This window comes from Pseudoclavibacter sp. AY1F1 (assembly GCF_002931075.1).
Lineage (GTDB): Bacteria > Actinomycetota > Actinomycetes > Actinomycetales > Microbacteriaceae > Pseudoclavibacter.
Map to the genome: position 1 here is coordinate 1 of NZ_PSTQ01000006.1, position 26,716 is coordinate 26,716.

Genomic DNA, 26,716 nt, shown 5'->3' on the forward strand with positions numbered 1-26,716 from the left:
GCCCCTGCCCCCAGCCCCGAAGCGTGAGGGAGATGCACGCTCCCTCGCCGGCGGGGATGCGCCTGGCTGACTTTTCTGAGACTGGCCGCTGCCGGTCTCGCCTGGCCGCGGGCGCCGGCCCCGCCGCATGGCCCTGCGCATATCCATGGATGCCGGCGGCGCTCATCCACTGGCGAGCCGCCCCCCTGCAGATGTGTCAGGGAGATGCACGCTCCTGCGCCGGCGGGGATGCGTCTGGCTAACTTTTCTGAGACTGGCCGCTGCCGGTCTCGCCTGGCCGCGGGCGCCGGCCCCGCCGCATGTCCCTGTGCAAATCCATGGATGCCGGCGGCATTCATCTACTGGCGAGCCGCCCCCCTGCAGATGTGTCATGGAGATGCATGCTCCCTCGCCGGCAGGGATGCGTCTGGCTGACTCTTCGGCGCAGCATCGCGCCGCGCACGTGCCCGTGCATCCACGCCCACAGGAATCCTGATTGCCGGTAGAGTGCTGTCGTTTGTGGGTGCCGTAGGCTGTTCGCAGCCGCATCAGTGCGGCGATACGCCCATCTGGGTGGTGCGCGGCGTGCAGTCGCACCCCGCTCCACGCGCGAATCCGCGCAGTCACCCCACGTATCTCAGGAGATGCCCCACGTGAAGACCTCGGTCGAACAGATCAACCCGACCCGCGTCAAGCTGACGATCAACGTAGAACCGGCTGAACTCAAGCCATACGTCGACTCGGCTTACCGCACCATCGCAGAGCAGATCCAGGTGCCCGGCTTCCGCCGCGGCAAGGTTCCGACGCCGATCATCGACCAGCGTGTCGGTCGCGCCGCCGTCCTCGACCAGGCGATCTCCGATGGCCTCGACGTGTTCTTCAACCAGGCCGTCGCAGAGTCCGACGTGCAGCCGCTCGGCCGCCCGAAGGCAGACGTCATCGAGACGCCCAACGTCGCAGACTTCGCTGGCGACCTCGTCGTCGAGGTCGAGGTCGACTCGCGTCCCTCGATCGAGCTCCCCTCGTACGACGGCATCAAGGTCGAGGTCGAGGCTGCAGTCGTCGACGCGGCTGACGTCGACGAGGAGCTCGAAGAGCTCCGCAAGCGCTTCGGCACGCTCGTCACCGCAGACCGCCCGATCGAGGACGGCGACTTCGTGACGCTCGACCTCATCGCGACGGTCGACGGCGACAAGGTCGACGAAGCAGAGGGCATCTCGTACGAGCTCGGCTCCGGCCAGCTCCTCGAGGGCACCGACGAGGCGCTCCTCACGCTCACCGCAGGCGAGGAGACGACCTTCCGCTCCACGCTGCTCGGGGGCGAGCACGAGGGCAAGGAAGCCGAGATCACCGTGACCGTGCAGTCGGTCAAGGACCGCGAGCTGCCCGAGATCGACGACGAGTTCGCGCAGATCGCGAGCGAGTTCGACACGATCGACGAGCTCCGCGCCGACCTCGAGACCCAGGCCAAGAGCAAGAAGACCTTCGCTCAAGTGGACGCCGCCCGCGAGAAGATCGTCGAACAGCTCCTCGAGCTCGTCGAGATCCCGCTGCCGGAGACGCTCATCAACGACGAGGTCACGCGCCACCTCGAGCAGGAGGGCCTCCAGCCCGACGACGAGCACGGTGTCGAGGTTCGCGCCAACGCCGAGAAGTCCTTCCGCCAGCAGGTGCTCCTCGACGAGGTCATCAAGGCTGAGGGCGTCGAGGTCGAGCAGGACGAGCTCACGCAGTTCCTCATCCAGTCGGCAGCCCAGTACGGCATGGCTCCGCAGGAGTTCATCGGTGTGCTGCAGGAGAACAACCAGCTCCCAGGCATGATCGGCGAGGTCGCACGCTCGAAGGCGATCCTCTTCGTCCTCGACAAGGCTGAGGTCGTTGACACCAACGGCGACGCCGTCGACATCTCCGAGTTCACGGTCGCCGTCCGGCGGGCCAAGGACAAGGCAGCGGCAGCGGAGGCCGAAACGGCCGACGCCGTCGAGACCGAAGAGGTCGCCGCCGACGAGGCCAAGGACGACGAGGCCAAGTAGCCTTCACTCCACTTCGCGAAGCGCCGCCGGCATCATGCCGGCGGCGCTTCGTGCATGCTCAGCGCTTTACCTGGCACCGTGTGCCGTGGGCGAACAGGCCAACGCTGGCCTCGTAGCTCTACTAGATTCGGTGACGACCGTTAGGGAAATGGAGCGACCGTGGCTGATATTCAACTGCCGAACAGCGTCTTCGACAGGCTTTTGAAAGACCGCATCATCTGGCTCGGGTCCGAGGTGCGCGACGAGAACGCGAACGAGATCTGCGCGAAGATCCTGCTGCTTGCTGCAGAGGATCCTGAGCGAGACATCTACCTCTACATCAACTCGCCTGGTGGATCGATCACCGCAGGTATGGCGATCTTCGACACGATGGAGTTCGTGCCGAACGACATCGTCACCGTGGGTATCGGCATGGCGGCCTCAATGGGCCAGCTTCTGCTGACCGCGGGGGCACCAGGCAAGCGATACATCACGCCGAACGCACGCGTCCTGCTGCACCAGCCGCACGGCGGCTTCGGTGGAACCGCGAGCGACATCCAGACCCAGGCGCAGCTCATCCTCGATATGAAGGCACGCCTCGCGTCGATCACGGCCCAGCGCACGGGCAAGAGCCTCGATCAGATCAACGAGGACGGCGACCGCGACCGCTGGTTCAACGCCGACGAGGCGCTGGCATACGGCTTCGTCGACCACATCCGTTCGTCGGCGACCGAGGTCACGGGCGGCGGCGGCACCAAGCGCGACGCCGAGACCACGTCCGAGTCGGCAGAGTAAGGAAGCCAGAGCATATGAACACCCCATTTCTGACCGGCGGCGCAGCAACAGGCGTCCAGAGCCCCTCGTCGCGGTACATCCTGCCGACGTTCGAGGAGCGCACGGCCTACGGCTACAAGCGTCAGGACCCGTACGCGAAGCTCTTCGAGGACCGCATCATCTTCCTCGGCGTGCAGGTGGACGACGCTTCGGCTGACGACATCATGGCCCAGCTCCTCGTGCTCGAAAGCCAGGACCCTGACCGCGACATCACGCTGTACATCAACTCGCCGGGTGGCTCGTTCACGGCCATGACGGCGATCTACGACACGATGCAGTACATCCGTCCGGAGGTCTCCACCGTGTGCCTCGGACAGGCAGCTTCCGCCGCCGCAGTGCTGCTCGCCGCCGGACAGCCGGGTAAGCGCCTGGCTCTGCCGAACGCTCGTGTCCTCATCCACCAGCCCTCGACCGGCGGTGCCGGCCAGGGGCAGGCATCTGACATCGAGATCCAAGCGCAGGAAGTGCTCCGGATGCGCACGTGGCTCGAGGAGGCGCTCTCGCGTCACTCCGGCACGTCGCTCGACAAGGTCAACCGCGACATCGAGCGCGACAAGATCCTGTCGGCGAACGAGGCGCTCGAGTACGGCCTCATCGACCAGGTGCTCACGAGCCGCAAGGGCGCTGAGCCGGTCATCATCGACTAGTTCGATTCGACCGAACTGCGAAACGCAACACCGAGATGGCCGCGACGGGGGAGTCACCCCTGGCGCGGCCATCCGGGCAATGTCGGTGGTTCGGGTTAGTCTTGGCAGACCGCGAAGGAGGTCCTCATGGCACGTATCGGTGAAAGCAGCGAGTTGCTGAAATGCTCGTTCTGCGCCAAGAGCCAGAAGCAGGTCAAGCAGCTCATCGCTGGTCCTGGCGTCTACATCTGCGACGAATGCGTCGAGCTGTGCAACGAGATCATCGAAGAGCGCATGGCCGACTCCGAGACGAGCGAGGTCAAGGACTTCGAGCTTCCGAAGCCGCGCGAGATCTTCGCCTTCTTGGAGGAGTACGTCATCGGGCAGGAGCCCGCGAAGAAGGCGCTCGCCGTCGCGGTCTACAACCATTACAAGCGAGTCCGTGCGCTTGGCCAGATCACTTCGGCTGAAGACCGGGTCGACGAGGTCGAGATCTCGAAGAGCAACATCATGCTCATCGGACCAACGGGATGCGGCAAGACCTATCTCGCGCAGTCGCTCGCGAAGCGACTCAACGTTCCGTTCGCGGTCGCTGACGCAACGGCATTGACCGAGGCGGGCTACGTCGGCGAAGACGTCGAGAACATCCTCCTGAAGCTGCTGCAGGCCGCTGACTTCGATGTGAAGCGCGCCGAGACGGGCATTATCTACATCGACGAGATCGACAAGATCGCGCGCAAGGCGGAGAACCCCTCCATCACGCGCGACGTCTCCGGCGAGGGCGTGCAGCAGGCGCTGCTGAAGATCCTCGAGGGCACGGTCGCCTCGGTCCCGCCGCAGGGTGGGCGCAAGCATCCGCAGCAGGAGTTCATCCAGATCGACACGACGAACGTGCTGTTCATCGTTGCGGGCGCCTTCGCGGGCCTCGAGGAGATCATCTCGCAGCGCTCGGGGAAGAAGGGGATCGGCTTCGGCGCCCCCATCCACTCGAAGAACGACGACCTCGACCTGTACAGCGAGGTCCTCCCGGAAGACCTGCACAAGTTCGGTCTCATCCCGGAATTCATCGGCCGCCTGCCTGTCATCACGACGGTCTCGCCGCTCGACCGTGGTGCGCTCATCGACATCCTCACGCAGCCGCGCAATGCCCTCGTGAAGCAGTACCAGAAGATGTTCGAGCTCGACGGCGTCGAGCTTGTCTTCGACGAGGGAGCGCTCGAGGAGATCGCCGACCTCGCCGTGCTGCGCCAGACGGGTGCTCGTGGTCTTCGCGCCATCCTCGAGGAGACGCTCGGGCCAGTCATGTTCGAGGTGCCGTCGCTCGACGACGCGAGCCGCGTTGAGATCACTCGCGACGTAGTGTTGAAGAACGCCGCGCCGACGATCATCCCGAGGCAGGAGCTGCGCGCCGAGAAGTCGGCGTAGCTCGCCGAGTTCGACCAGAGCTCGACATTGTCGAACGAGTCAGGAAGCCCCGCGTGTGCTCACGCGGGGCTTCTGCAGTTCGGCGGCCGCGCACTGGGGGCTGGGCAGCAGAGCCGAGGGGAACTGATGCGCCGCACGGCGTTGAGAGCGCGTGCCTCGCGCATCCAGCCAGGGAGGCGATGCGCGTGAAGGTCATCGAGCTGCGTATCGACGAGGCGCTCGTCCTGAGTGCCGACTCCGAGGAGTTGAGCGGACGTGAGCGACGGCTGGCGCTCGAAGTGCTCTCCGCCGGTGACCGCGAACGACTCCGTGCGATGAGCGACGCCCGGGCGGACTCCTTCCTCGCGGGCCGCCTGCTCGTTCACGCTGGACTCGCGAGTCTCGCTCCGCGTGTCGGCCTCCCCCCTTCAGGTCTCGGGATGGCTTCCGCGTTTCGGGATGGGTTGCACCCCATCCCGAAGGGCGAAACCCATCCCGACAGTGGGGAGTGCGAGCGCGGGCGGGCGTGGGCTCAAGAGCGCGAGAGGCAGATGCGGTCGCACGACTGCGACCTCGGGCTTGAGCTCCCTTCGGTTGCGGCGCTCGAGGTGGTGTGCGCGCACTGCGGCTCGAGCACGCACGGAAAGCCGAGCATCCCGGGCCGACCGGTGATCGTCAGTATCGCTTACGCGGGAACCGCGGTCTTCGTCGCACTGGCCAGCGCGGTCGACGAGGTCAGTGCGCTCGGCATCGATGCCGAGGAGCTGCGCCAGGAGGCGGCCCCAGGCTCCGTGCGGGCCAGCCACTCGCTCAAAAGCCCGCTGCCGCCTGCTTCGCTGGGCGCTGACGATTCGGCCCTGGACCTCGAGCGATGGACCGCCATCGAGGCGGTCCTCAAGGCCGACGGGCGGGGGCTGCGCGTGGACCCGGGCCAGGTGCGCTTCGAAGGTGAGGAGTTGGCACGCATCGCGGGTGAGGACGCCAGCTACCGCATCCACCGCGCCGTCGTCGACCAGCGCTACCTCGTAGCCGTGGCCACGAGGTAGCGCTGGTCGACGACGGCCGTCAGCGAAGCAGGCGCCTGACCTTCGCCCTCACAGCCGACGGGAGATCCGGCAATGCGAGTTGGTACAGCCACGCATCGAAGAGCTCCTGGAGGGGCGCATCTGGGACAAGAGCGGCGGCATGCTCGAGGAATTCGGCGGTCGACGCCACGGAGGACCGCTTCTTCTGCGTCCAGCTCGTGAGGATCTCGAAGAAGGCCGAGTCGCCGATCGTGAGGCGGAGCGCGTGCAGGGTGAGCGCACCGCGCTTGTAGACGCGGTCGTCGAACATGTCGGCGGCGCCGGGGTCTCCGAGCAGCAGGTCCTGCGGCAGCCTGGAGAGCGAGCGCCAATAGTATCTGGCGAGCTCGTCGGCGCTCTCGGCGCCGCTCGCCTCCGACCAGATCCATTCGGCGTAGCAGGCGAAGCCCTCGTTGAGCCAGATGTGCTGCCAGCCGGCCACGCCGACGCTGTTGCCAAACCACTGGTGCGCGAGCTCGTGCGCGACAAGCCGCTCCTGGCCGCGCGCGCCGTCGATCTGGTTCGCGCCGAAGATGGCCATGCCTTGGGCTTCGAGCGGGATCTCGAGGTCGTCGGCGGTCACGATGACGGCGTAAGTGTCGAAGGGGTACGGGCCGAAGGTCAGCTCGAAGGTGCCCATCATCTTGGCCAGGTCGGCGAGATCGGTGCCGACGCGGCGGGCGAGCGAGGGCGGGTAGTGCAGGTGGCCGCTGACTCCGGCGAGCTGCACATCCTCTCGCTGGTAGCGGCCGATCTGCAGGGTCACGAGATAGGTGGCGGTGGGCGCCGCTTCCTCGTAGACCCACGTCGTCAGTCCTCCCGAGGCGCGCTTCGAGGAGAGCGTGCCGGTCGCGACGACGTCGTAGTTGCTATCGACCGAGACCTGGATGCGGTAGCTCGCCTTGTCGGCCGGGTGGTCGTTACACGGGAACCAGGTCGGCGCGCCGGTGGGCTGTGAGGCGACGATGATGCCGTCTTCGAGTTCTTCCCAGCCGATGGCACCCCAGCGGGAGCGCCGGGGCCGTGGCGCACCCTCGTAGACGACTTCGAGGGTGATGGCGTCGCCTGCCTCGACTCGTCTCGAGAGGGTGACTTTGAGCTTGCGGTCGCTCTGCTTGAAGCGCGCCTGCTTGTCTCCCCGCACGTTGACTTTGCTCGCACGGAGGCCGACGAGGTCGAGCGAGAACGCGTTGAGTGGTACGGCGGTGCGGATGCTGAGGGTCGCGGTGCCTGAAAGGCGATTGTTCTGCATCCGGTATTTGAGAGCGAGGTCGTAGCGCTCGACTCTGATGCTGACGTCGCCGCTCTGCGGCGTGTACGGGTTGCCTGGCAGTGGCTCTGGCGCCGCCGCGCGGATCATGAAACCTTCGACTGGTAGGCGCGCAGCTTGACGGCACGCCATGGGCCGATGGGGTTGCCGCTCCAGCGGCTGCCGACGGGAACCGACTCGCCGCGCATGACGAGGGACGCGGGCCCCACGGTGGCGTGAGCGCCGATCGTGGCGGCGGGGAGGATCACGCTGTGCGGTCCGAGCGTTGCGCCTGCTTCGAGGGTGACGGTGTCCATGCTCATTATTCGATCATGGAATAGGTGAGTCTGGACAACGCAGCCCCGGTTGACGGTGGCCCCGTCGCCGAGAGTGACCAGATCGGCCTCCGGCAGCCAGTACGAATCGCACCACACGCCCTTGCCGATCTTCGCGCCGAGTGAGCGAAGCCACATCGCGAGCGCGGGCGTTCCCGCGGCGCCTCGCGCGAACCAGGGGGCAGCGACCATCTCGACGAACGTGTCGGCGACCTCGGTGCGCCACACGAAGCTCGACCACAGCGGCTGCTCGGAGACGCGGATGCGCCCCACGATGACCCACTTGGCGAGGGTGGAGACGACGGCGGATGCCGCTGCCGCGGCGAGCAGCACGAACCCGGAGAGCACGATGCTCCAGGCGACGCCGACGGCTGTCTCGATGGCCGCGAGGCCGAAGAGGACCCCGAGGCCGAGTCCGCAGGTCACGATGACGGGGACGATGCGGCAGAGCTCCCACAGTGCTCGGGCGACGCGGAGCGCCTGCGGTGGGTTGTAGGTTCGTGAGTCGTCGCCGTCGACAGTGACCCGGCGGAGGCGGACGGGTGGGGAACCGAGCCATGAGGAGCCGGGCTTCGCTTTCGCTGGGGCCGCCGAGAGGACCGCGACGAGGCCGTCGCGGGGGACCGAGTGGCCGGCGGCGGCCATGCCTGAGTTGCCGAGAAATGCTCGCGCTCCGATGCGTGCGCGCTCGATGCGCATCCACCCGTTGTGGAGCTCGTAGGACGCGACCATCGTGTCGTCGGCGAGGAAGGCGCCATCGTCGATCTGCGTCATCGAGGGCAGGAGCAGCACGGTCGAGGCTTCGACGTCGCGGCCGACCTTGGCGCCCAGCATGCGCAGCCAGATGGGCGTGAAGAGGCTCGCGTAGAACGGGAAGAGCATGCTGCGGGCTGCGTCGAGGAGGCGCTCGATGCACCAGGCCTGCCAGGCGACGCGCGAGCGGACGGGATGCGTGCCCTCGGTGAGGCCGATCGAGAGGAGCCGGACGAGCACGACGACGAGGCCCGCGAACGTCACTCCGGCGACGAGAACCGCGGGGGTCAGCCAGGCGAACGCGGCGAGTGCCGCGTCCCCGAGGGAGTCGGCCCCGCGCATCCCGGCCGCCAGGACGACCCCGCCCACGGCGAAGGAGAGGAGCGGGAGGAGTGCGAGCGCAACCGAGGCGACGGCGTAGATGACCGCCCAGCCGAAGGGCTCCGGCGGCCGCTCGGCCGGCCAGTCGCTTGCCCGCACCTTGCCGACGCGCACGGCGGGCGAGCCCGCCCAGCTCTTGCCGGACCGGACCCTGCCGAACACGGCGGAGCCTGGGGCGATCTCTGCGCCCTGCCCGATCTTCGTGCCTGGCGCGAGCGTGCTGCGCGCGCCGACTGTGGCGCCGGCGCCGATGCGGATCCCGCCGATGCGCACGAGGGCGCCGTCGATCCAGTACCCCGTGAGGTCGACTTCCGGCTCGATGGCGGCGCCGTCGCCGAGCTGGAGCATGCCGGTCACGGGAGGGAGGGAGTGCAGGTCGACGTTGTTGCCGACCTTCGCGCCGAGTGCGCGGGCGTAGTAGACGACCCAGGGCGCTCCCGCGAGACCGACGGCATCGATCTGGGTGGCCACCTGCTCGGCGAGCCACAGCCGCATGTGCGTGGATCCGCCCCGCCGGTAGTCACCCGGCTTCACGCGGAAGAGCAGGATGCGTGCGGCGGCGACCGAGATCGCCATCTTCCCGAACGGCGTCACGAAGACGACGAGCATGACGATGATGAGCCAGAGCGGAGCATCCGGGAGCACGTCGAAGCCGGGGAGGAGCTGCAGCAGGGCGCTTGCCGTGAGCAGGTACGTGACCCAGCGTGCGCCGGCCAGGATGTGCAGGGGGAGTCCCGCGACAAGCTGCAGGATGCGGGCTGACAGCGGTGTGGGGCCTGGCGTGCTGAAAGAGGTCGGCAGTTCGTCCTCGTCGTCGAGTGCTTCCGTGATCGACTCGGTCATCGCGCCGAGGCGCGGGTGGTCGTAGACGTCGGCGACGGTGAACTCGGGCACTCGCGATCGCACTCGCGTGACGAGCTGGGCGGCTGAGAGCGAGCCGCCACCGAGGTCGAAGAAGTCGGCGTCCTCGCTGCCGATGGGCAGGCCCAGGACTGCCTGCCACTGCTCGGCGAGCCAGGCGACGTGGCCGTCGAGGTCTCCGGAGATCTCGTCTGCTCCCGGCAGCGGCCAGGGGAGGGCGTTCTTGTCGACCTTGCCTGAGGTGCGGGTCGGCAGGGATTCAACTTCGGCGAGGAGCGGCACAAGCGCCTTCGGCAGCTGCTCGCCGAGCTCGGCGCGGGCGAGCTGGCGCTCGTAGCCTGGGCCCGTCACGATGTAGCCGACGAGGATGGAGACGCCAGCCGAGGTCTTGCGGACGGCGACGGCCGAGCCGGTCACTCCGGTCACGGCCTGCAGCGCGGCCTCGACCTCGCCGAGCTCGATGCGTCGGCCGCCGATCTTGACCTGGTCGTCGGCGCGTCCGAGGAACACGAGTCCCTCGGCCTCGAACTTGACGAGGTCGCCAGAGCGGTAGGCGCGTTCCCAACCGAGGCTCTCCATCGGGGCGTACTTCTCGGCATCTTTGGCGGGGTCGAGGTAGCGGGCGAGGCCCACGCCGCCGATGATGAGCTCGCCGGATTCGCCTTCTGTGACGCGCTTGCCTTCAGCGTCGACGACCGCGAGCTCCCAGCCGTCGAGCGGCAGGCCGATGCGGATGGGCGGGGTGCCGTCGAGCAGCGCGGCGCAGGCCACGACGGTTGCTTCAGTGGGCCCGTACGTGTTCCAGACCTCGCGGCCCTCGCCGACGAGGCGCTGGGTGAGTTCGAGCGGGCAGGCCTCGCCGCCGAAGATGAGAAGCCTCACCTGCTCGATGGTCTCGCTCGGCCAGAGGGCCGCGAGGGTCGGAACGGTCGAGACGATCGAGATCTGGTGGCGCAGCAGCCACGGCCCGAGGTCTTCGCCGGACCTGACCAGCGATCGTGGGGCGGGGACAAGGCAGGCTCCGTAGCGCCAGGCGAGCCACATTTCCTCGCACGAGGCGTCGAAGGCGACGGAGAGGCCGGCGAGCACGCGGTCGCCGGGCCCGATGGGGTCGGCCTGCAGGAAGAGCTTCGCTTCGGCGTCGACAAACGCGGCCGCTGAACGGTGCGAGACGGCAACACCCTTCGGTACGCCCGTCGATCCCGAGGTGAAGATGACCCAGGTGTCATCGTCGAGGTGCGGGCCCGCAAGTTCGTCGAGGCTGTTGCTCTCGGGATGCGGTGCGCCGCCCTCGAAGAGAGGCACGGGCACGCCGGCAGGCTGTTCGCCGACGGCCGCGAGCACGAACTCCCCGTCACCCTGGATGGTGCCGCGTACCTTGGCCTCGCCGAAGACGAGCACGGCCCGCTCGTCGGGGTCGTCGACGTCGACGGGGACGTACGCCGCGCCGGCTGCGATGATCGAGAGGATCGCGATGTACAGCTCGCGGGTGCCGGACACGAGGCGAACGCCCACTTTGTCGCCGCGCTGCACGCCCGCGTCCTGCAGCAGCTTGGCCGTCTGGGCGACGTATGCCGTCAGGTCCTGGTAGCTGAGCGGGGCGTCGCCGTCGTCGATCGCGATGGCGTCGGGATGCGCCGTAGCCGTCGCCGAGAGCACGTCGATGAGTGTGCGGGGCGTGGGGGCGGCCGCGGATCGGTCCAAAGGGGATTGCACGCAGCAACGCTACCGGCCGAAGGTAACGCGGTGGTTGCCGATCGTCTTCGCGCCGCGGGGACGCGTCCGTATTTCACCCCCTGGATTTCGAGGAGTCGTTGTCGAACCTGTCCATCTCCCGTAAGGTAACCCTAGCCTTACTTAGCGTTACCTAACCCGTTCCACCGGGTGGCGCCCCCAACGTGAGGCTTTCGGTACACGGCACTCGCCGCGCATCTGCGCGCGTGTCGGGGAGCCGTGGCTTCTACTCAGGAGAACTCATGACAGCAGTGCAAGAACGGAAGGCCGGCCGGTCATCGGTGCTGGCCCGCGGCGGCGCGACACTCGCCGCGGCAGGCCTCATCGCCGCGGGCCTTGGCCTCGGCGCGGCACCAGCATCGGCCGCTGAAGGCGATGCAAACGTTGAGAACGTCTCGTTCTCGTGGCAGCTCAACGACGAGACCGGTGGCGGCGCCTACTTCGGCGGCTGCAACTTCCTCGTCGCGGGAGCGGCAGGAGACAGCGGCTCCTCGCGTCTCTGGACCGAGGCGGACGACTTCTACAAGGCATCGGAGGGCAACGTGACCATCACGAAGCCGAACGCTGCTGGCGAGCAGATCGCTCCCACCTGGGGCACGAAGTGCCAGACGGCTGCGGGCGGCAACGTCTCGCCGAGCGCCGGCTCGACGACGAACAACCGCGTCAACTTCGCGGCCGGCACGGGAACGGTCAACCCCGCGACCGACACCGGCACCATCTCGTGGGATGGCGACTTCACGATCGTCTTCTACGGCGGTCTGACGTACTGGACGGTCTCCGACCCAGTGCTCAACGTCGTCAACGGAGTCGGAACCCTCGAGGGAACAGCCTCCGGTTATGGCACGTCCATGGAAGACATGACGCAGTGGGTGCCGATCGCCCCTGAGCAGATCGACCTCGCCACGTTCGACGGCGTCGACATCACGGCAACCGGCGTCTCGGTCATCCCCGACTACGCAGGTGTCGAGGTCACGACCGCGGGCACGCCGCAGAACCGCACCGCCGCAAGCTGGGGCTCCTTCCCGCAGTCGCTTGTCGACTTCAACAACAAGACCGGCCAGTCCTCCTACTGGTACTCCTCGGGCGGCGCAGCTGACCCGAAGAAGGTCGCGAAGGGCTTCTCCGCGACCTACGCGGAGATCGTCACGCCCGAGGTTCCCGGCACGCCCGACGGTAACGTCGACGTGACGATCCCCGTCTACGAGGAGCCGCCGGTCGAGCCAGAGCCCGAGACGGGTTCGTTCTCGTGGGCTTGGGCTGACCCGAACGGCGCCAACCTCGGCACCGCGGTGCAGACCGGCGACAACTTCGTCGCGAACGGCTCGATCAGCGACGTCGCGGTGACCGACACGCGTGCCGGTGGCACGGCGTCGTACGGCTGGACGGTCTCCGGACAGTCCACCGACTTCAGCAACGGCACCGACACGATCTCGGCTGCAAACCTCGGCTGGGCTCCCAAGCTCGCTGAGGGTACGAGCCCGAGCGTGACGAAGGGTGCTGCCGTGACCGGTCTCAACACGGCGCAGCAGCTCGCGACGTCGAACGCCGCCGCAAGCGCAACCCTTGGTGCTGACCTGACGCTGACGGTCCCCACCACCACGAAGCAGGGCGCGTACTCCGCGACCCTCACCATCTCGGCGATCTCCTAGGCGCTGAGGAGTGCGCGGGAGCTCACGAGGCTCCCGCGCACTCGCACCTCGCTGCGCGTGCATCCGCTCGCGCAGCACCACCCGGCCTCACCGCACCTCTCGCTCCGCCGCGGCCTTGCCGCGAGGGCCCCACGTTAGGGACCACATGGCTCTCCCCACCCGTCTCCGCACCCGCGCCACAGCATCCGTCGTGCTTACGACCTCGCTGCTGGCGCTGCTGTCGTTTGTCGCGCCGACCGCTGCGCAGGCAGACACGACGCAGCCGCCCGCCTGGAGCATCGACACGGTCGACAGCGACCGAGGAACGGGCCGCCCGAACTTCTCGTACGACGTGAACCCGGGCGACGTCATCGCCGACGCGTTCACCGTCACCAACACGGGCCCGGGCGCGCTCAACCTGACGATCTACGCGGCTGACGCCTTCACGACCGCGACGGGAGCCGTCGACATCCTCGAGAACGGCGAGCCGTCGGTGGATGCGGGCACCTGGGTTGCCCCGGGCGCTGGCTCGATCTCTCTGGAACCGGGAGCGAGCGTCGACGTTCCCTTCACCCTGACGGTGCCGGCGGATGCGACCCCGGGTGACCATTCGGCCGCGATCGTCGCCTCGCTCCTGCCAGGCGACTCCACCGACCAGGTCAAGGTCGAGCGACGCCTCGGCCTGCGCATCGACATGCGCGTGAGCGGGGAGCTCGCGCCCACCGCCGAGATCCGCAGCCTCGCCACGAACTGGGGTGCCTCTGGCGTCAACCCGTTCGGCGGCGGCACGACAACCGTGAGCTACGAGCTCGTGAACACGGGCAACGTGCGGCTCGCGTCGCTCGAGGACCTCCGTCTGAGCGGCATCGGCGGCTCCGCCGGAGTCGCGCTGACCGGCGGCGAGATCCCGGAGCTGCTGCCCGGTTCTGCCGTGACGATCACCCGCGAGGTCACCTCGAGCGCCATCGGCCCGCTTAACGGGGCACTCACGGTGTACCTGCAGCCCGTCGGTGCCTTTACCGATGTGCCGGTCGCCGTGACGGCGGATCTGTCCGCGTTCGCGCTGCCGTGGTCGCTGGTCGTCTTGGTGGTCGTCCTGCTCCTCATCGTCGCCGGCATCGTCTTCTGGGTCTGGCGCCGCCGACGCCCCGACCTCCTCATGGCCGGCTACAGTTCCGAGACCGGCCCAGGCTCCGAACAGCTCGCCCCGCCGCGAGCGGGAGGTGCCGCTCTCGCACTCATCGCCGGTATCGCGCTGGCCCTCGGCGTCGGCCTCACGAGCCCGACGCCAGCGGTCGCGGAGCCGGCTCCGACCTCGTCGTCCGGGATCGTCGAGGTGACGATCCCGGCGCCGACACCCGTGCAGACGACGACGGCCGCGCCGTCGACCAGCGCATCCTCGACGGCGGTCCCCAGCACGGCGCAGACCGCATCCCCGACTTCGAGCTCGGGAGCAGGTAGCGGCTCGAGCACGGGCAACGGCTCCGGCACCGTGGGTGGCGGATCCGGCCTCGCCGCCACCGGCAACGAGACGCTCGCGATCACCCTCGGCCTCGGCGCGCTCGCGCTCATCGTCGGGGTCGTCTTCCTTCTTCACCGCAAGGGGCGCACCGGCTGACCCTGCCCACGCGGCCGACACCCGCAACCGCTTTCTGACCGACCCGACCGAGGACCCCATGCCGTTGCCACGCACGCTCCGCCGCTTCCGCCGCTCGACGATCCGTCGCGCCGGCTGGGCAGCGCTTGCCGTGGTCGTCGTGTCCATGCTGTGGGCCAACGGGTTCCACAACATCGGCACCGCGAACGGAGCGGGAAACGACCAGTGCGTTGCGCAGCCGGTGCAGACCGAACCCGTCGCCCCGGTGCTGCCGTCCGTCACCTCAGCGGAGCTGCCCGACCCGCGCAGCATCACGGGCCCGACCACGGCGTACACGCAGACCGCGGCGATCAACCCCATCACTGACGCAGCGACCGCGGTGCAGCAGCTCCCGTCGACGTTCACGAGCTCGGACGGCGCCGAGACGACCGTGACCGACACGACCCGCATCCTCGCCGTCAACCAGAATGGTGGCCTCGCCGCTGCCGTCATCGGCCTCGGCTTCGGCTGCAACCTCATCGGGCGGGACACCGCGACGGACATCACGAAGCTCATGCCTGGCAACGAGCAGCTCCCGCTCGTGACGCAGAACGGGCACGAGCTCAACGCCGAGTCCATCCTGCAGCTCGCGCCGACGGTGGTCGTGACCGACGCATCCATCGGCCCGTACGACGTGCAGCTGCAGCTGCGCCAGGCCGGGATCCCCGTGGTCATGGTGCCCATCGCTTACGAAGACGGCGTCGAGGGCGTGTCTCCGCAGATCCAGTTCGTGGCCGATGCGCTCGGCGTTCCGGCCCTGGGGGAGAAGCTGTCGCAGCGCACGCAGGCGGAGATCGGAACCACGATCCAGCAGCTCGGCACGATGGCGCCGACCGACCCGGAGAAGAAGCCCCGCGTCGTCTTCCTCTACCTGCGAGGCAGCGTCTACTACTGGTTCGGGGCCGGCTCAGGCGCCGATTCCATCATCCAGAGCATCGGCGCGCGCGACGTCGCGACGGAGGTCGGCTTCGCGGGAATGTCGCCGACCAACGCGGAGGCGCTCGTGCGTGCCGCCCCGGACGTGATCATCGTCATGACTCTCGGCCTCGCCTCCGTCGGCGGCATCGACGAAGCCGTGCAGCTGCCAGGCATCGGGCAGACCCCGGCGGGCGCGAACAAGCGCATCGTCGATATGAGCGACTACGAGGTGATGAGCTTCGGACCCCGATCGGCCTCAGTTCTTGCGGCGCTCGGCACCGCGATCTACGCACCAGACCTCGCCTACGTGCCGGAGGCCGAGCCCGCCGCCGATGCAGCGGACAACGCGGACCAGAGCGGCGAATGATGAGAGATGCAAACGTGACAACGACCACTCCGCCAAGCACCACCCCGAGGCCAGGAACCGGCGCAGAAACGGGTCAGCCGAAGCGACGAACCCTCTTCGACCGCGCCGAGGTGCGAGAACGTCGCCGCCCAGAGCCGGTTGCCGAGCCGACGGATGCACCACCGCGTTCCAAGAAGGCGAGGGCATCGCTGCTCGCGGCGGTCCTCACGATCCTCCTCATCGCTGGCTGCCTCGTCTCAGCGATGATCGGCCAGCTCTATATCCCGCCGCTCGAGGTGCTCGGCTTCCTGCTGAACCAGGTGGGCATCGACTGGCTTCCCGGCCCCAGCCATGAGTTCGGGGCGGCCGCGCTCGCGGAGGTCCGCTTCCCGCGTCTGGTGCTCACGGTCCTCGTCGGCGCGGCGCTCGCCGTCGCGGGCGCGCTCATGCAGGGCATCTTCGGCAACCCGCTTGCCGAGCCGGGCTCGGTCGGCGTCTCCGCAGGGGCGGCCGTCGGGGCGAGCTTCTCGATCCTCTTCAGCCTCACGTTCCTCGGCCCGTTCACGACTCCGACGTTCGCGTTCGTGGCCGGTCTCATCACGACGTTTGTCGTCTATTCGCTGTCGCGCTCCGGCCGGCGCACCGACGTCATCACGCTCATCCTGACCGGTGTCGCGGTCAATGCCGTCTGCGGTGCGCTCATCGCCTTCATCACGTTCAGCGCGCCGACGCAGGCGCGCGAGCAGATCGTGTTCTGGCAGATGGGCAGCATGAACGGCTCCCGCTGGGAGCAGGTCTGGCTCGTGGCACCGCTCATCATCGTCGGGTGCATCCTCGCGATCGGCATCGGCAGGCAGCTCGACCTGCTGTCGCTCGGAGAGAAGGCGGCCCGCCACGTCGGCGTCAACGTCGAGCGGGTGCGCCTGCTTGTCATGATCTACGTCGCCCTGCTCGTCTCGGCGGCCGTCGCGTTCGCCGGCATCATCGCGTTTGTGGGGCTCGTCGTGCCGCACATCATCCGCATGATCATCGGGCCCTCGCACCGTGCGCTCCTGCTCTGCTCGGTGCTCGGCGGCGCCCTGCTGCTCACGATCGCCGATCTCGGAGCCCGCACCCTCGTCGAGTACGCCGACCTCCCCATCGGCATGCTGACGTCGCTCATCGGCGGTCCGTTCTTCTTCTACCTGATCCGGCGCAGCCGGGCGAAGGGCGGTGCGTGGTCGTGATCGGCTCCATCCTCAGGAACCCCATCCGCAAGCCGCGGGCGACCGCCCCGGGCGAGGTGGTCCTGTCCGTGCGCGGCGTGAGCGTCGACTTCGGCGAGCGCACCGTGCTCGAAGGACTCGACCTCGACATCCGCGCCGGAGAGGTGCTCGCCCTCGTCGGTCCGAACGGCGCAGGCAAGTCGACGCTCATCAACGTCATCACGGCCGACGTGGATGCGCGCAGCGGCACCGTCGAGATCGACGGCCTCCCGAGCTACGCCTGGACGAACACCGAGCTCGCCATGCGCCGCGCTGTGCTCCTGCAGCAGGTCGACATCGCCTTCCCGTTCTCGGTCGAAGAGGTCGTCGACATGGGGCGCGCGCCGTGGCAGCAGGTCAGCGAGCGTGATCGCGACGACCTCATCACGGCGGGCGCGATGCGCCGCACCGACATCGACCGCTTCGCCGACCGCCACTACCCGTCGCTCTCGGGCGGCGAGCGCGCCAGGGCCGCGCTCGCCCGCGTCCTCGCGCAGACTGCCTCGGTCATGCTCCTCGACGAACCGACCGCGGCCATGGACCTCAAGCACCAGGAGATGGTGCTCGACCTCGTGCGCAGCTACGCGAGCACCGGATGCGCCGTGGTCATCATCGTGCACAACCTCGACCTCGCGGCCGCCTACGCCGACCGCATCGCACTGCTCAGCCGGGGACGAATCGTCGCCGACGGGCCGCCAGCCGAGGTGCTGACGGCCGAGCTCATCTCGCAGGTCTACGAGCATCCCGTGCACATCCTCGAGGACCCGTTCACGGGCGCCCCGATCGTCGTGCCCAAGCGCACCTCCTCGACTTCACCGACCCCCGCCGCAGAAGGGCAGAACGCATGAACGCCACCACCTCCCGGGCGCACCGCGTCACCCCTGCGCGCTTCGCCGTCTCCCTCGTCGCGGCGGCGGCGCTCGCCCTCGGCGTCGCCGTTGTCGGACTCAGCGCCACGCCCGCGCACGCCGCCGGACAGGTGACGATCTCAGGTCAGCCAACGGCGGATGCGCAGAGCGAGATCCAGGTCTCCGGCTCGGGCTTCCAGTCGGTGCAGGGCGGGTTCGGAGGCATTTACGTGCTGTTCGGCTGGGTCGATGACCCGAGCGGCGGCTCGTGGAAGCCGAGTGCGGGAGGCGTGACCGGTGAGGACTACCGCTACGTCTACGACGACGAGACGAACCCCGTCGGGTACCAGCTGTTCGCCGCGTTCCCGGGCGGGTCCACCTCCTACGCCGCGAACGGCGGCGAGGTCGCGGCCGATGGCACCTGGTCGGGCACGCTGCGCATCCCCGGCGCCGTGTTCCAGACCTACGACCGCAACCAGAATGCGACCTCGGTCGACTGCAACGCCGTGCAGTGCGGGATCATCACGATCGGCGCACACGGCGTGAAGAACACCAACAACGAGTCGTTCACGCCCCTCACCTTCGCGGGCGGTGCGGCGGCCGTCGCGCCGCAGGCAGCCGGAACCGTGCAGCAGACGGAGGCGGACGCCCCCGCGGCGGTTGCAGAGCAGGCGGCACCGGCGGAGGCCGGGCCGGTCGCGACGTCGGCGCCTGTCGGAACCGTGACGCAGAACTCCGCCTCGACGCAGGGGCTCGGTTCCGTCGGCGACGCCCTCGCGTGGCTCGTGGTGCTCGCACCCGTCATGCTGCTTGTTGGCTTCACGGTCGTCGCGCTCGCTGTGGGTATCGGCGCGTACCTCGCAGCGAAGAGCCTCCTGCTCGGCGTCAACCCGGCGGCCCTCGAGAAGGTGCGAGGGCAGCGCGAGCGCAAGGCACTGCAGGAACGTGAGAAGCAGCGCAGGAAGACGGCGTCGGTCAGGCTTGCACAGGAGCAGCGCGAGGCACGCGCCCGCCGCAGGCTCGGTGCGGCCGCCGCGCAGCAGGGCCTCGTGAACCTTCCCGTGGGTCCAGCCCCGCTCGAGAACGACAAGCTCGTCGACTTCTTCGCCATGGATGCTCCGGCCCCGCGCCACCCGAGCCCGCTCGGAGACGCCGGTGCAGGGACGGGGACTGGGGTAGATGCAGCGGCAGTCGCCGACGACCGCGACGCTCCGACGCTCATCCTGTCGAGCGCCGCCGGCCGCCGGGAGGACGCACGGTGACGCACGAAGTGCAGGCCGCGGACGTTCCCCGCGGGCGACGACTGCCCGCTCCGGGAATCGGGACCCGGATACTGGCGGGGATCGGCATCGCCGGGCTCCTCGCGGGCTTCGGCCTGATGGCCGCAGACTCGGCAGAGGCCGCGTCGACACCCGTCGTCGGCGTCGATCTCTCGTGGACCATGAACGACGAGGTCGGTGGCGGCGCCTACTTCGGCGGCTGCAACTTTCTCTCGGCAGGGGCATCCGGCGACAACGGCAAGTCGGCGCTCTGGACCGACGACAGCCTGTACTCAGCGAGCGAGGGCAACGTGTCGATCACGAAGCCCGACGCGGCAGGCAACCAGGTGCCGGTCACGTGGGACTCCAAGTGCCTGGATGCGGGTGGCGGCAAAGTCGGAACGGCCGCCGGATCGACCAGCGCGAACCAGATCAACCTCGCGGACGGCCGCGGGACGGTCGACCTCGAGTCTGGCACAGCCAGCATCTCCTGGGACGGCGCTTTCACCGTCGTCTTCTACGGCGGCATGACCTACTGGTCCGTCGAAGACCTCACACTCGAGCTCACCAACGGCAAGGGCACGCTCAAAGGCACCGCTGGCGGCTACGGCGCCGACATGGACAACCCGTCGAAGTGGCAGCCGCTCACTCCTCGCACTGTGACCCTCGCCACGATCGAGGCGACCCCCGCCGAGCTGAGCACGTCAGGTGCCACGATCACGCCCGACTACCGGCAAGTGGATGCGGGCAGCGTCGGCACCCCACAGACCCGCACCGGTGACTGGGGGTCGTGGCCGCAGGACTTCGTCGCCTTCCACGCCGAGACCGGCCAGTCGAGCTACTGGTACTCGTCGGGTGGTATGGCCGACCCCAAGAAGGTCGCAGCGCCGTTCGAGCTGCGCTTCGATACCTCCCCGTCGGCGACGCCGGCGTACGACCGCGTGCCGCTCGGTTTTGCGGAGGGCCTTCGCGTGGGAATCGCGAACCTCGGTGCAGATGTCGCGGGTGACGCGGTGCTGCTCGCTGGCGACGGCATCGAGCTGCCGCTGCTTGCCGGTGAGCCTGTTCCGATCGTCAACGGAGGTGGGGCCGGCGTCTGGGACGTCTCGGCGCTCCCGCTCGGCACCCACGACTTCAGCCTCGCCGTCCGCAACGGGGAGACGCAGACGCCCATCACGCTGGCGAACGGCCAGCCTTTACGGGTCGATGTCGTAGAGCCACTCGGGGCCGCCGCCCAACCGGGCGTGACGATCGTCGACGCCACAAGCACGTCCTTCGGCGTCAACCTCACCTGGCCAACAGGGGCGGGAGGCCCGCCGACCGCCTACCAGCTGCAGCTCGCGCAGGGCGGCACGCCGATCGGTTCGGTTGTGCAGGCCCCCGCATCCGAGGACGGCTCGGCGACGACAACCGTCTCGGGCGGCTTGGCCGCCGACACCGAGTACACGGTCACCGTGACCCCCTACCTCGCAACTTCCGCCGGTGCATCCGTGACCCAGTCCGTGCGCACGGCGACCGAGACCGCCCCGACGCCTGACCCGACCGCAGAGCCCACAACCCCGCCGACCACCGCCCCGACGACGCCCACCGACGGCGGGAACGCATCCACCGACGGCGCGACCTTCTACTGGGGGCTCAACAAGGAGGCAACAAGCGGCGCTTTCTTCGGCGGCTGCAACTTCCTCTCGGCGGGCAGGGCGGGCGACACCGGCTCTTCGCGCCTCTGGAACGCCGGCGAGTACCGGTCCGCCGATGGCAACGTGACGATCATCAAGCCCAACGGCAACGACTTCCAGCAGGCGAGCTGGGCGACCAAGTGTGTCGACCGCACCGGCACCAACGTCTCCACGAACCGTCTCGGTTCCCACACCGAGTCTCAGGTGCGCATCACGGGCGGCGAGGCCACGCGCGCGGGCTCCGAGTTGAGCGTGCAGTGGCGAGGCAGCTTCACGGTTGCCTTCTACGGGGGGCTCACCTACTGGACCGCGACCGACCCCCTACTCAAGGTCGACGGGAGCGGCAAGGGAACGATCACCGCGACAGCATCCGGCTACGGCGCCTCCATGACGGACTCCTCGAAATGGGTGCAGCTCGCTGACCGCACGATCACGCTGGCCAGCCTCACTGGCGTGGACACGAGCGGCGACGTCATCACGACAACTCCCGACTACATCGGTGTCTCGTACGGCGGCACCGGGCAATCCCAAGGCGTTGTCGGCGGTGACGAGGCCACTGCGACGGGACAGGCGCAGCGCACCGCGTTGAACTCCAGCTACTGGGGCTCGTTCCCCTCGGACTTCATCGACTTCCAGAAGGAGACCGGCCAGTTCTCGTACTGGTTCACCTCCAACGGGGCCCGCGACACGTATAAGCCGGCGATTCCGCTCACAGTCAGCCTCGAGGGCGACTACACGCCATCCCCGGGCAGCTACAGCGCCCCGGCCGCGCCGCCGATCACGCAGAGCAACTCGTCGAGCGGCGCCCGCACCCCGAACGTTGCAGCCCCGGTGCCGACAACTACGGCACCGGCTGCCGGCGTCGCGACGAGCAACGGGGGAGCCGCGCAGTCCGGTGCTGGCCCCGTGGCCGTCGCCAGCGAGGCCTCCGGGCTGCAGCTCGGCGAGATCAGCGCGCCCATGGTGCTCGGCGGGGGAGCTGGCGTGCTCGCCGTCGCCGGCCTCAACTGGTCGATCTCGCTGCTGGTGCGCCGCAAACTGGGCCTCGACCCGACTCTCTTCGGCTAGCCGCCGGGCGGCGCGTGCCCGTGCCCGTGCCCTGGGCACGCGGCCCTGAGCACACAGTTGTGGCGGAATGCTGTTGCCGCGCGCTCCAACCGCACTGCACCACAACTCTCTGGGTTGCGCTCGGGGTTGATGCCGCGAGCTGCCTGTCGGGCCGAGGCGCGGCCGGGCGCATGACTGGGCGCATGGTTGTCGCGCAGGGTTGTCGCAAAGTGCTGTTGTCGGACGGCCCGGCAGCACTTTGCCACAACTTCGTGGCGACTCGCGTTGCCATGGACGCTTCGCGGCGACTCGCGTTGCCACAACTTCGTGGCGACTCGCGTTGCCATGGACGCTTCGCGGTGACTCGCATTGCCATGGACGCTTCGCAGGGCTGGGCGAAGCGAACGGCCCGCATCTGAGTGGATGCGGGCCGTTCCCTTCGCGCTCCTGCGCGGCGGTCCCTAGAAGCGCGCGTCGAGCTCTTCGAAGATGCGCTCGTTGCAGGTGAAGCTGGCGTTCGCCTCGTCGAGGAGGCGGGTGATGGCGGCCTCGTCGAAGGCGAGCTCGTCGAGCTGCGTCCGGTAGACGCGCTTGAACGGCACGATCGCGGGGATCTCGGCGAAGTCGAAGAACGTCGCTTCTTCCGCGGGGAGCCCGTAGGTGCGGTCGAGCATGACGCGCATGGCCTGGCCGCCCGAGAGGTCTCCGAGGTAGCGCGTGTAGTGGTGCGCGAGGTAGCGAGCAGGGTCGGCGGCGGATGCGGTGATGCGGTCCGCGTACTCGCGAGTCGCGGGTAGCTCGCCCGGGAGCGGCTGGGTGAGGCGCGGCGCGAGCGCCTCGAGGTCGGCGGCGATTGATGCCGCACGGTCGAGTTCGACCGCAGGGATCTCGCCCAACTGGCCACCTTCTCGCACCGGCACCGCGGCGTTCTCGAGTGCCTCGTACATGAAGCCGTACTGCTGCAGCAGTGCAGCCCAGGCGTCGACGCCGAGGTTGCCGCCGAGAAGCCGCTCGAGGAACCGGGAACGCTCAGCGCTCTCGTGGGCCTGCGACGTGCGCTCGCGTAGGCGCGCACTGATGGTCGTCGCGGTGTCAGTGACGATGGTCATGGGGGATCCCTTCGGGCGGGAACGGCGCGAGGGGGTCGCGCCGAAAGCTGAATGCTCATAGCTTAGGTCACCCTTACTTCCGCTGGGAATCCTCTTCGGGAAGATTTCACCCTCCCGTTACACCCTGAAGGAGCCGTTCTCTACCGCGAAGCGCTTTCCTCGCGCGAACCCGGCCTCGGCGGCCGCTGGTCGGAGCGCGAGGTTCATGGCGTTTGCGCCGAAGAGGTGGTCGAATTCGTCGCCCGGGTAGATCGTGGCGACTTGGCTGCCGGATGCGCGCAGCTCGGCGAGCTGAGCATCCAACTGCAGACCCCACTCCGGTGGCGTGAAGCTGTTCCCAGAGAAGGGCGCGAGGACCAGCACGCTTTCGAACCCCGCGGCGAGGTCAGCGTTCTCGTTGCGGCGGAAGCCGCCGTCGATCAGCCAGCGGTCGCCAATCCGGTAGGGGAGCCCACTCGAGGTGCTTGCGGCGACGGCGTCGGCGAGGTCGACTCCGCTGTGGCGGTCGAGCACAACGGGCTCGCCAGTTGTGGCGTCGACCGCCGTGAGCAGCACTTCGTGCGACGGCCAGTCGAGAACCGGGAGGCGCGAGGCGACCGTGCTCCGCCAGCGATCCTGCCAGGCGCCGTCAGACGCAGCGAGCCGTTCGAGTGCCGACGCGCCGAGTCGGCGTCGAAGATCGCCCGCGTCCGTGGACTCGGCGATGAGCCAGTGCATCCGCTCGAGATGGTCGACGACGGGCCTATTGGCTGACCCTGCTGCCTGCGCTGGACGTGCGGCTTCGGCGTGGGCGGAGCGCGCGTCTGCGATCCGGATTGCTTCGAGCAGCTCGGCGGGAGTCGCGCCAGTGAGCTGAGCGGCAGCGGTCGCCCCTGCGGAGGTGCCGATGATCCGTTCAGTCGTGGTCAGGTCGACGCCCGAGTCGGCGAGCCCGGCGAGCACGCCGATGAGCCAGGCGTTGCCGGTGGAGCCGCCGCCGCCCAGCACGAGGGCGCGTCGGCCGCGGTTCGTCTCGGGCGAAGAAAGTGAAGAAGAGATTGTGTCCATGGGCGTTGCCTTTCGCAATGTGCGTGGCGGGCGCTCCCTGACGCGATGCTGCTAGTCGCGCGCTCGTGAGTGGCTGGGAGCACCCACTGTGAATCCTGCGTTCATGGGTGTCACCTCCTAGCGTCGAATCACGATGGGCGCAATGCTACGCCTGCCGAGGCCGATCGTGTGGGGCTGCGACGGCCGCGCGGGCATCTCAGGTCTCTGCGGCGCCTTCAATAACGGCGAGCGGGAGGCGGAGCTCCACCGCCAACAGGTCGACAGTCAACCCTTCTGCGACGAGCGCGCGGAGTCCCGCTGCGAGTTCTTCCCGGTGCTGCAGCGGTGGGGCGTGACCTGTTGTTGGGATGAGCCCCTGCAGTTGCGTCAGCCGCGTGCGTTGATCCTCGGTCGGCGTCGCCGGCTCGGGTTCGCCCGGGTCGAACCGGAACTCCCAATTTGGGGCCAAGCCGGCAGGGAACCGGTCGTCGTCGCTCTGCATGGCGCCGACGATACCGGCCGAAGTTCGACGTACGCTCGGTCAGATGGACGCTATGCGTGAACCACTTGAAGCTGCTCTCGATGTGCTCGCTCCTGTCGGCGGCGATCCACTTGCCCGAGTGACGGCGACGCGCGACGCGGCCCGGTGGTTCGAGGAAGTGGCGCTCGTCGAGGCTGTCGAGCGGGCGCGAGCGACCGGATCGACGTGGGCTCAGATCGGCGCATCGCTTGGAGTCACCGGAGCGACGGCGACCACGAGGTTCGGCGGCACCCCTCAGGAGCGTGAAGCCCGCGCCCAGCAGTCGCGCGACCGTGCCGCGCAGCGCAACAGAGTCGCCTCGGAGGCCATCGGTGCGACGCCGCGCGACGAGCTCCCCGGTATTTCGGTCGCCGAAGCGGCGGAGAAACTCGACGTCCAGTTGGGCACGTTGCGCAGGCGCATCCAGGTGGCTCGCGATCGGGACAGCGACGCCTTCCGGGCGGCTATCAAGCTGGTGCAGCTCTCGCCGAAGCGCGAGGTCATGCGAGTGGTCGACCTCCAAGCGGCGGCGCAGATTTAGCCAGCAAGTTCTGCTGCGGTGGCAGCGGAGCGGAGTTCTCAGCCCAGGTACACGCCAGCTTCGAACCGCACATGCTGGATGACGATGACGGCGCTGATTTCGAGGGCAACGACGACCGTGATGATGCCGAGCGACCACCAGACCGATTTATGTGTGCAGGCCGCTGTGATCGCCGCCGCCGCAAGGCTCACGATCCAGACCAGGAAGTGCGCCGCAGCCGAGAAGCCGGTCGTTAGGACGGCTTCCTCGTAATGTCCCTTGGGCACGGTCCAGGTGTCGCTCGAGTTGGCATAGCCGTAGTGGAGCATCTCTCCGACGCTCAGGCCAAGGAATACGCCGATCACGAGCGTCATAACTGCCGTGACGAAGGTTATCCCGGCTGTGATGCTCCAGCCGAGGACGGGGCGCCAGACTGCGCCGCGAGGCGGGCGCGGGGCGGCCCCTTGTGGGGCGGGTGCGAGAGCGCTCAGCGCCACGAGTGCTCGAGAACGGGCCAGGTGACCGGGACGGCGATGACGACTACCGAGAGGAGGAAGAGAATCCCGAACGCGGGGCCGAAGGGACGGGGCCCGCTGCTGGCGACACTGACGGCGGTGCCGATGTACGCGAGCCAGGCGGCACCGAGGACAAGGATCGTTAGGTCAGCGCCGGACTTCGCCTCGCCGTAGTTCAGCGCGGCGGACGAACGCGGGCCGTGGTCGCGCTGCATCGCGGCCCCGTGTACGTCAGCATCTGGTCGATCCCTTGGTCGCGACTGAGCGCAAGGATCCCGAGGACAAACACCCCCAGAACTGCGAGCAGGCCGACATTGCTGTCGGCGCGGGACGAATCCACGATTGCGTCGGCGCTCTGGGGGTCCGCTTTCACCACTGACATCACACGAGCATAGGTCCAGCCTTGAGGGTGAGGTCTGGATGCGCGGAACCGAAACGCAGTCCGTCTGGGCGGCAGACATGTGTGCCAAGTCCTAGGCTCGTGTCATGGAGCCAGCCGAGGTCGCCGCCGCCTTCGTCGCGGAGTGTTTTCCGCGCGCCGAGATCGCCGTCCTGGCAGGCAGCTCGGCTACTGGCCGACGCACCGCGACGAGCGACATCGACCTGCTGCTGATCGGACCGGAAGCTATGTTCGACGACGGGCGCACGAGCCTGGCGGCGAGCATGGCATACGAGCGCGAGGTCATCGAGCTCTTCTCCTACACTGAGGCCGACTTCGCGAGGTGGGTCAGGAGTGATTTGTCCGGTCACCGGCCGGTTCTGCTCAGCATGCTCCAGGAGGGTCTTCCCGTCCGAGGAGGAACTCAGCTCGCGGCACTCCGCGATCACTGGCGACCCATCATCGAAGCGGGCCCGCAGGTGTCTGAGCATGAGCTCGCAACTCGGCGCTACGAGGTGACGGACCTCCTCGACGACTTGCGAGACGCCAGCGACGTCTTGGAGCAGCGCGTGACCGCCGGTCTGCTATTCGACAAGACTGCCGAGCTCATCTTGCTCACCAACGGCCGGTGGCTCGCGACAGGCAAGCACCTGGTGCGGGCCTTGCGCGCGTGGGACCCCGAGCGGGCGGCCGCTCTCGCCGCTCCGTTCCTTGGTCTCGAGTTCCTCACCTTCGCTGATCAGGTTGAAGCGGAGTTACGACTGGTTGGCGGACGACTGCAGGCCGGGTTCATCCGCTAGACCAGAGACGAGC

Annotated in this window: 21 protein-coding genes; 14 read left to right on the forward strand and 7 right to left on the reverse strand. The window is 68.4% G+C overall.

Annotated features, from left to right (window positions below):
• Positions 1–632 precede the first annotated feature (632 nt).
• The 5 genes from tig (at position 633) to C5B85_RS10600 (ending at position 5,901) form a co-directional block, all read left to right on the forward strand.
• Complete coding sequence (gene tig / locus C5B85_RS10580; RefSeq protein ID WP_104286004.1) at positions 633–2,012, forward strand: trigger factor; 1,380 nt, start codon at positions 633–635, stop codon at positions 2,010–2,012.
• 159 nt (positions 2,013–2,171) lie between these two features.
• Positions 2,172–2,786: an ATP-dependent Clp protease proteolytic subunit gene (locus tag C5B85_RS10585; RefSeq protein ID WP_104286005.1), complete on the forward strand. Its 615-nt coding sequence runs from the start codon at positions 2,172–2,174 to the stop codon at positions 2,784–2,786.
• Positions 2,787–2,800: 14 nt separating this feature from the next.
• Positions 2,801–3,472 carry an ATP-dependent Clp protease proteolytic subunit gene (locus C5B85_RS10590; RefSeq protein WP_104286006.1) on the forward strand — a complete coding sequence of 224 codons (672 nt, stop codon included), beginning with the start codon at positions 2,801–2,803 and terminating at the stop codon, positions 3,470–3,472.
• A gap of 126 nt (positions 3,473–3,598) precedes the next feature.
• Positions 3,599–4,876, forward strand: coding sequence for an ATP-dependent Clp protease ATP-binding subunit ClpX (gene clpX, locus C5B85_RS10595; RefSeq protein ID WP_104286007.1), 1,278 nt, complete (start codon positions 3,599–3,601; stop codon positions 4,874–4,876).
• A 185-nt stretch (positions 4,877–5,061) separates the two neighbouring features.
• Positions 5,062–5,901, forward strand: coding sequence for a 4'-phosphopantetheinyl transferase superfamily protein (locus C5B85_RS10600; RefSeq protein WP_146077928.1), 840 nt, complete (start codon positions 5,062–5,064; stop codon positions 5,899–5,901).
• 19 nt (positions 5,902–5,920) lie between these two features.
• On the opposite strand, the gene C5B85_RS10605 is transcribed toward C5B85_RS10600, so the two are convergent.
• Entirely contained in the window at positions 5,921–7,279 is a 1,359-nt protein-coding gene (locus C5B85_RS10605) for a M1 family metallopeptidase (RefSeq protein ID WP_104286009.1), read from the reverse strand.
• Positions 7,276–11,214: a Pls/PosA family non-ribosomal peptide synthetase gene (locus C5B85_RS10610; protein ID WP_104286010.1), complete on the reverse strand. Its 3,939-nt coding sequence runs from the start codon at positions 11,212–11,214 to the stop codon at positions 7,276–7,278. Before C5B85_RS10610 ends, C5B85_RS10605 begins: the two co-directional genes overlap by 4 nt.
• A gap of 260 nt (positions 11,215–11,474) precedes the next feature.
• On the opposite strand from C5B85_RS10610, the gene C5B85_RS10615 reads away from it, so the two are divergent.
• The 7 genes from C5B85_RS10615 (at position 11,475) to C5B85_RS10645 (ending at position 21,855) form a co-directional block, all read left to right on the forward strand.
• Entirely contained in the window at positions 11,475–12,881 is a 1,407-nt protein-coding gene (locus C5B85_RS10615; RefSeq protein WP_104286011.1) for an HtaA domain-containing protein, read from the forward strand.
• 145 nt (positions 12,882–13,026) lie between these two features.
• Positions 13,027–14,478, forward strand: coding sequence for a hypothetical protein (locus tag C5B85_RS10620; protein WP_104286012.1), 1,452 nt, complete (start codon positions 13,027–13,029; stop codon positions 14,476–14,478).
• Positions 14,479–14,536: 58 nt separating this feature from the next.
• Complete coding sequence (locus tag C5B85_RS10625) at positions 14,537–15,781, forward strand: hemin ABC transporter substrate-binding protein (protein WP_104286013.1); 1,245 nt, start codon at positions 14,537–14,539, stop codon at positions 15,779–15,781.
• 14 nt (positions 15,782–15,795) lie between these two features.
• Positions 15,796–16,986 (forward strand): FecCD family ABC transporter permease, encoded by a 1,191-nt coding sequence (locus C5B85_RS10630; protein WP_374953095.1) that lies wholly within the window; start codon positions 15,796–15,798, stop codon positions 16,984–16,986.
• Complete coding sequence (locus C5B85_RS10635) at positions 16,983–17,852, forward strand: heme ABC transporter ATP-binding protein (protein ID WP_104286177.1); 870 nt, start codon at positions 16,983–16,985, stop codon at positions 17,850–17,852. Before C5B85_RS10630 ends, C5B85_RS10635 begins: the two co-directional genes overlap by 4 nt.
• On the forward strand, positions 17,849–19,114 hold the full coding sequence (locus tag C5B85_RS10640; protein WP_104286015.1) for a hypothetical protein: 1,266 nt from the start codon (positions 17,849–17,851) through the stop codon (positions 19,112–19,114). Before C5B85_RS10635 ends, C5B85_RS10640 begins: the two co-directional genes overlap by 4 nt.
• Positions 19,111–21,855 carry a fibronectin type III domain-containing protein gene (locus C5B85_RS10645; RefSeq protein WP_104286016.1) on the forward strand — a complete coding sequence of 915 codons (2,745 nt, stop codon included), beginning with the start codon at positions 19,111–19,113 and terminating at the stop codon, positions 21,853–21,855. Before C5B85_RS10640 ends, C5B85_RS10645 begins: the two co-directional genes overlap by 4 nt.
• A 440-nt stretch (positions 21,856–22,295) precedes the next feature.
• Here the strand turns inward: C5B85_RS10645 and C5B85_RS10650 are convergent, their stop codons facing one another.
• The 3 genes from C5B85_RS10650 to C5B85_RS10660 form a co-directional block, all read right to left on the reverse strand.
• Entirely contained in the window at positions 22,296–22,943 is a 648-nt protein-coding gene (locus C5B85_RS10650) for a heme oxygenase (biliverdin-producing) (protein ID WP_104286017.1), read from the reverse strand.
• A 117-nt stretch (positions 22,944–23,060) separates the two neighbouring features.
• Positions 23,061–23,990, reverse strand: coding sequence for a patatin-like phospholipase family protein (locus C5B85_RS10655; RefSeq protein WP_104286018.1), 930 nt, complete (start codon positions 23,988–23,990; stop codon positions 23,061–23,063).
• 196 nt (positions 23,991–24,186) lie between these two features.
• Positions 24,187–24,471, reverse strand: coding sequence for a hypothetical protein (locus tag C5B85_RS10660; RefSeq protein ID WP_104286019.1), 285 nt, complete (start codon positions 24,469–24,471; stop codon positions 24,187–24,189).
• Between the two features lie 52 nt (positions 24,472–24,523).
• Here C5B85_RS10660 and C5B85_RS10665 point away from each other — a divergent pair, with 52 nt between their 5' ends.
• Positions 24,524–25,030: a hypothetical protein gene (locus tag C5B85_RS10665; RefSeq protein ID WP_146077929.1), complete on the forward strand. Its 507-nt coding sequence runs from the start codon at positions 24,524–24,526 to the stop codon at positions 25,028–25,030.
• 38 nt (positions 25,031–25,068) lie between these two features.
• On the opposite strand, the gene C5B85_RS10670 is transcribed toward C5B85_RS10665, so the two are convergent.
• Positions 25,069–25,383: a hypothetical protein gene (locus tag C5B85_RS10670; protein ID WP_104286021.1), complete on the reverse strand. Its 315-nt coding sequence runs from the start codon at positions 25,381–25,383 to the stop codon at positions 25,069–25,071.
• A gap of 113 nt (positions 25,384–25,496) precedes the next feature.
• Complete coding sequence (locus C5B85_RS10675; protein WP_104286022.1) at positions 25,497–25,739, reverse strand: hypothetical protein; 243 nt, start codon at positions 25,737–25,739, stop codon at positions 25,497–25,499.
• Between the two features lie 271 nt (positions 25,740–26,010).
• On the opposite strand from C5B85_RS10675, the gene C5B85_RS10685 reads away from it, so the two are divergent.
• A complete protein-coding gene (locus C5B85_RS10685; protein WP_104286024.1) occupies positions 26,011–26,703 on the forward strand; it encodes a nucleotidyltransferase domain-containing protein in 693 nt (230 codons plus the stop codon).
• Positions 26,704–26,716: the final 13 nt, after the last annotated feature.

Coding starts and splice junctions, on each gene's coding strand:
- C5B85_RS10640 (WP_104286015.1), top strand. CDS start 17,849: ATGAACGCCACCACCTCCCGGGCGCACCGCGTCACCCCTGCGCGCTTC.
- clpX (WP_104286007.1), top strand. CDS start 3,599: ATGGCACGTATCGGTGAAAGCAGCGAGTTGCTGAAATGCTCGTTCTGC.
- C5B85_RS10615 (WP_104286011.1), top strand. CDS start 11,475: ATGACAGCAGTGCAAGAACGGAAGGCCGGCCGGTCATCGGTGCTGGCC.
- C5B85_RS10660 (WP_104286019.1), bottom strand. CDS start 24,471: ATGCAGAGCGACGACGACCGGTTCCCTGCCGGCTTGGCCCCAAATTGG.
- C5B85_RS10650 (WP_104286017.1), bottom strand. CDS start 22,943: ATGACCATCGTCACTGACACCGCGACGACCATCAGTGCGCGCCTACGC.
- C5B85_RS10590 (WP_104286006.1), top strand. CDS start 2,801: ATGAACACCCCATTTCTGACCGGCGGCGCAGCAACAGGCGTCCAGAGC.
- C5B85_RS10670 (WP_104286021.1), bottom strand. CDS start 25,383: ATGACGCTCGTGATCGGCGTATTCCTTGGCCTGAGCGTCGGAGAGATG.
- C5B85_RS10675 (WP_104286022.1), bottom strand. CDS start 25,739: ATGCAGCGCGACCACGGCCCGCGTTCGTCCGCCGCGCTGAACTACGGC.
- C5B85_RS10665 (WP_146077929.1), top strand. CDS start 24,524: ATGCGTGAACCACTTGAAGCTGCTCTCGATGTGCTCGCTCCTGTCGGC.
- C5B85_RS10620 (WP_104286012.1), top strand. CDS start 13,027: ATGGCTCTCCCCACCCGTCTCCGCACCCGCGCCACAGCATCCGTCGTG.
- C5B85_RS10625 (WP_104286013.1), top strand. CDS start 14,537: ATGCCGTTGCCACGCACGCTCCGCCGCTTCCGCCGCTCGACGATCCGT.
- C5B85_RS10685 (WP_104286024.1), top strand. CDS start 26,011: ATGGAGCCAGCCGAGGTCGCCGCCGCCTTCGTCGCGGAGTGTTTTCCG.
- C5B85_RS10655 (WP_104286018.1), bottom strand. CDS start 23,990: ATGGACACAATCTCTTCTTCACTTTCTTCGCCCGAGACGAACCGCGGC.
- C5B85_RS10605 (WP_104286009.1), bottom strand. CDS start 7,279: ATGATCCGCGCGGCGGCGCCAGAGCCACTGCCAGGCAACCCGTACACG.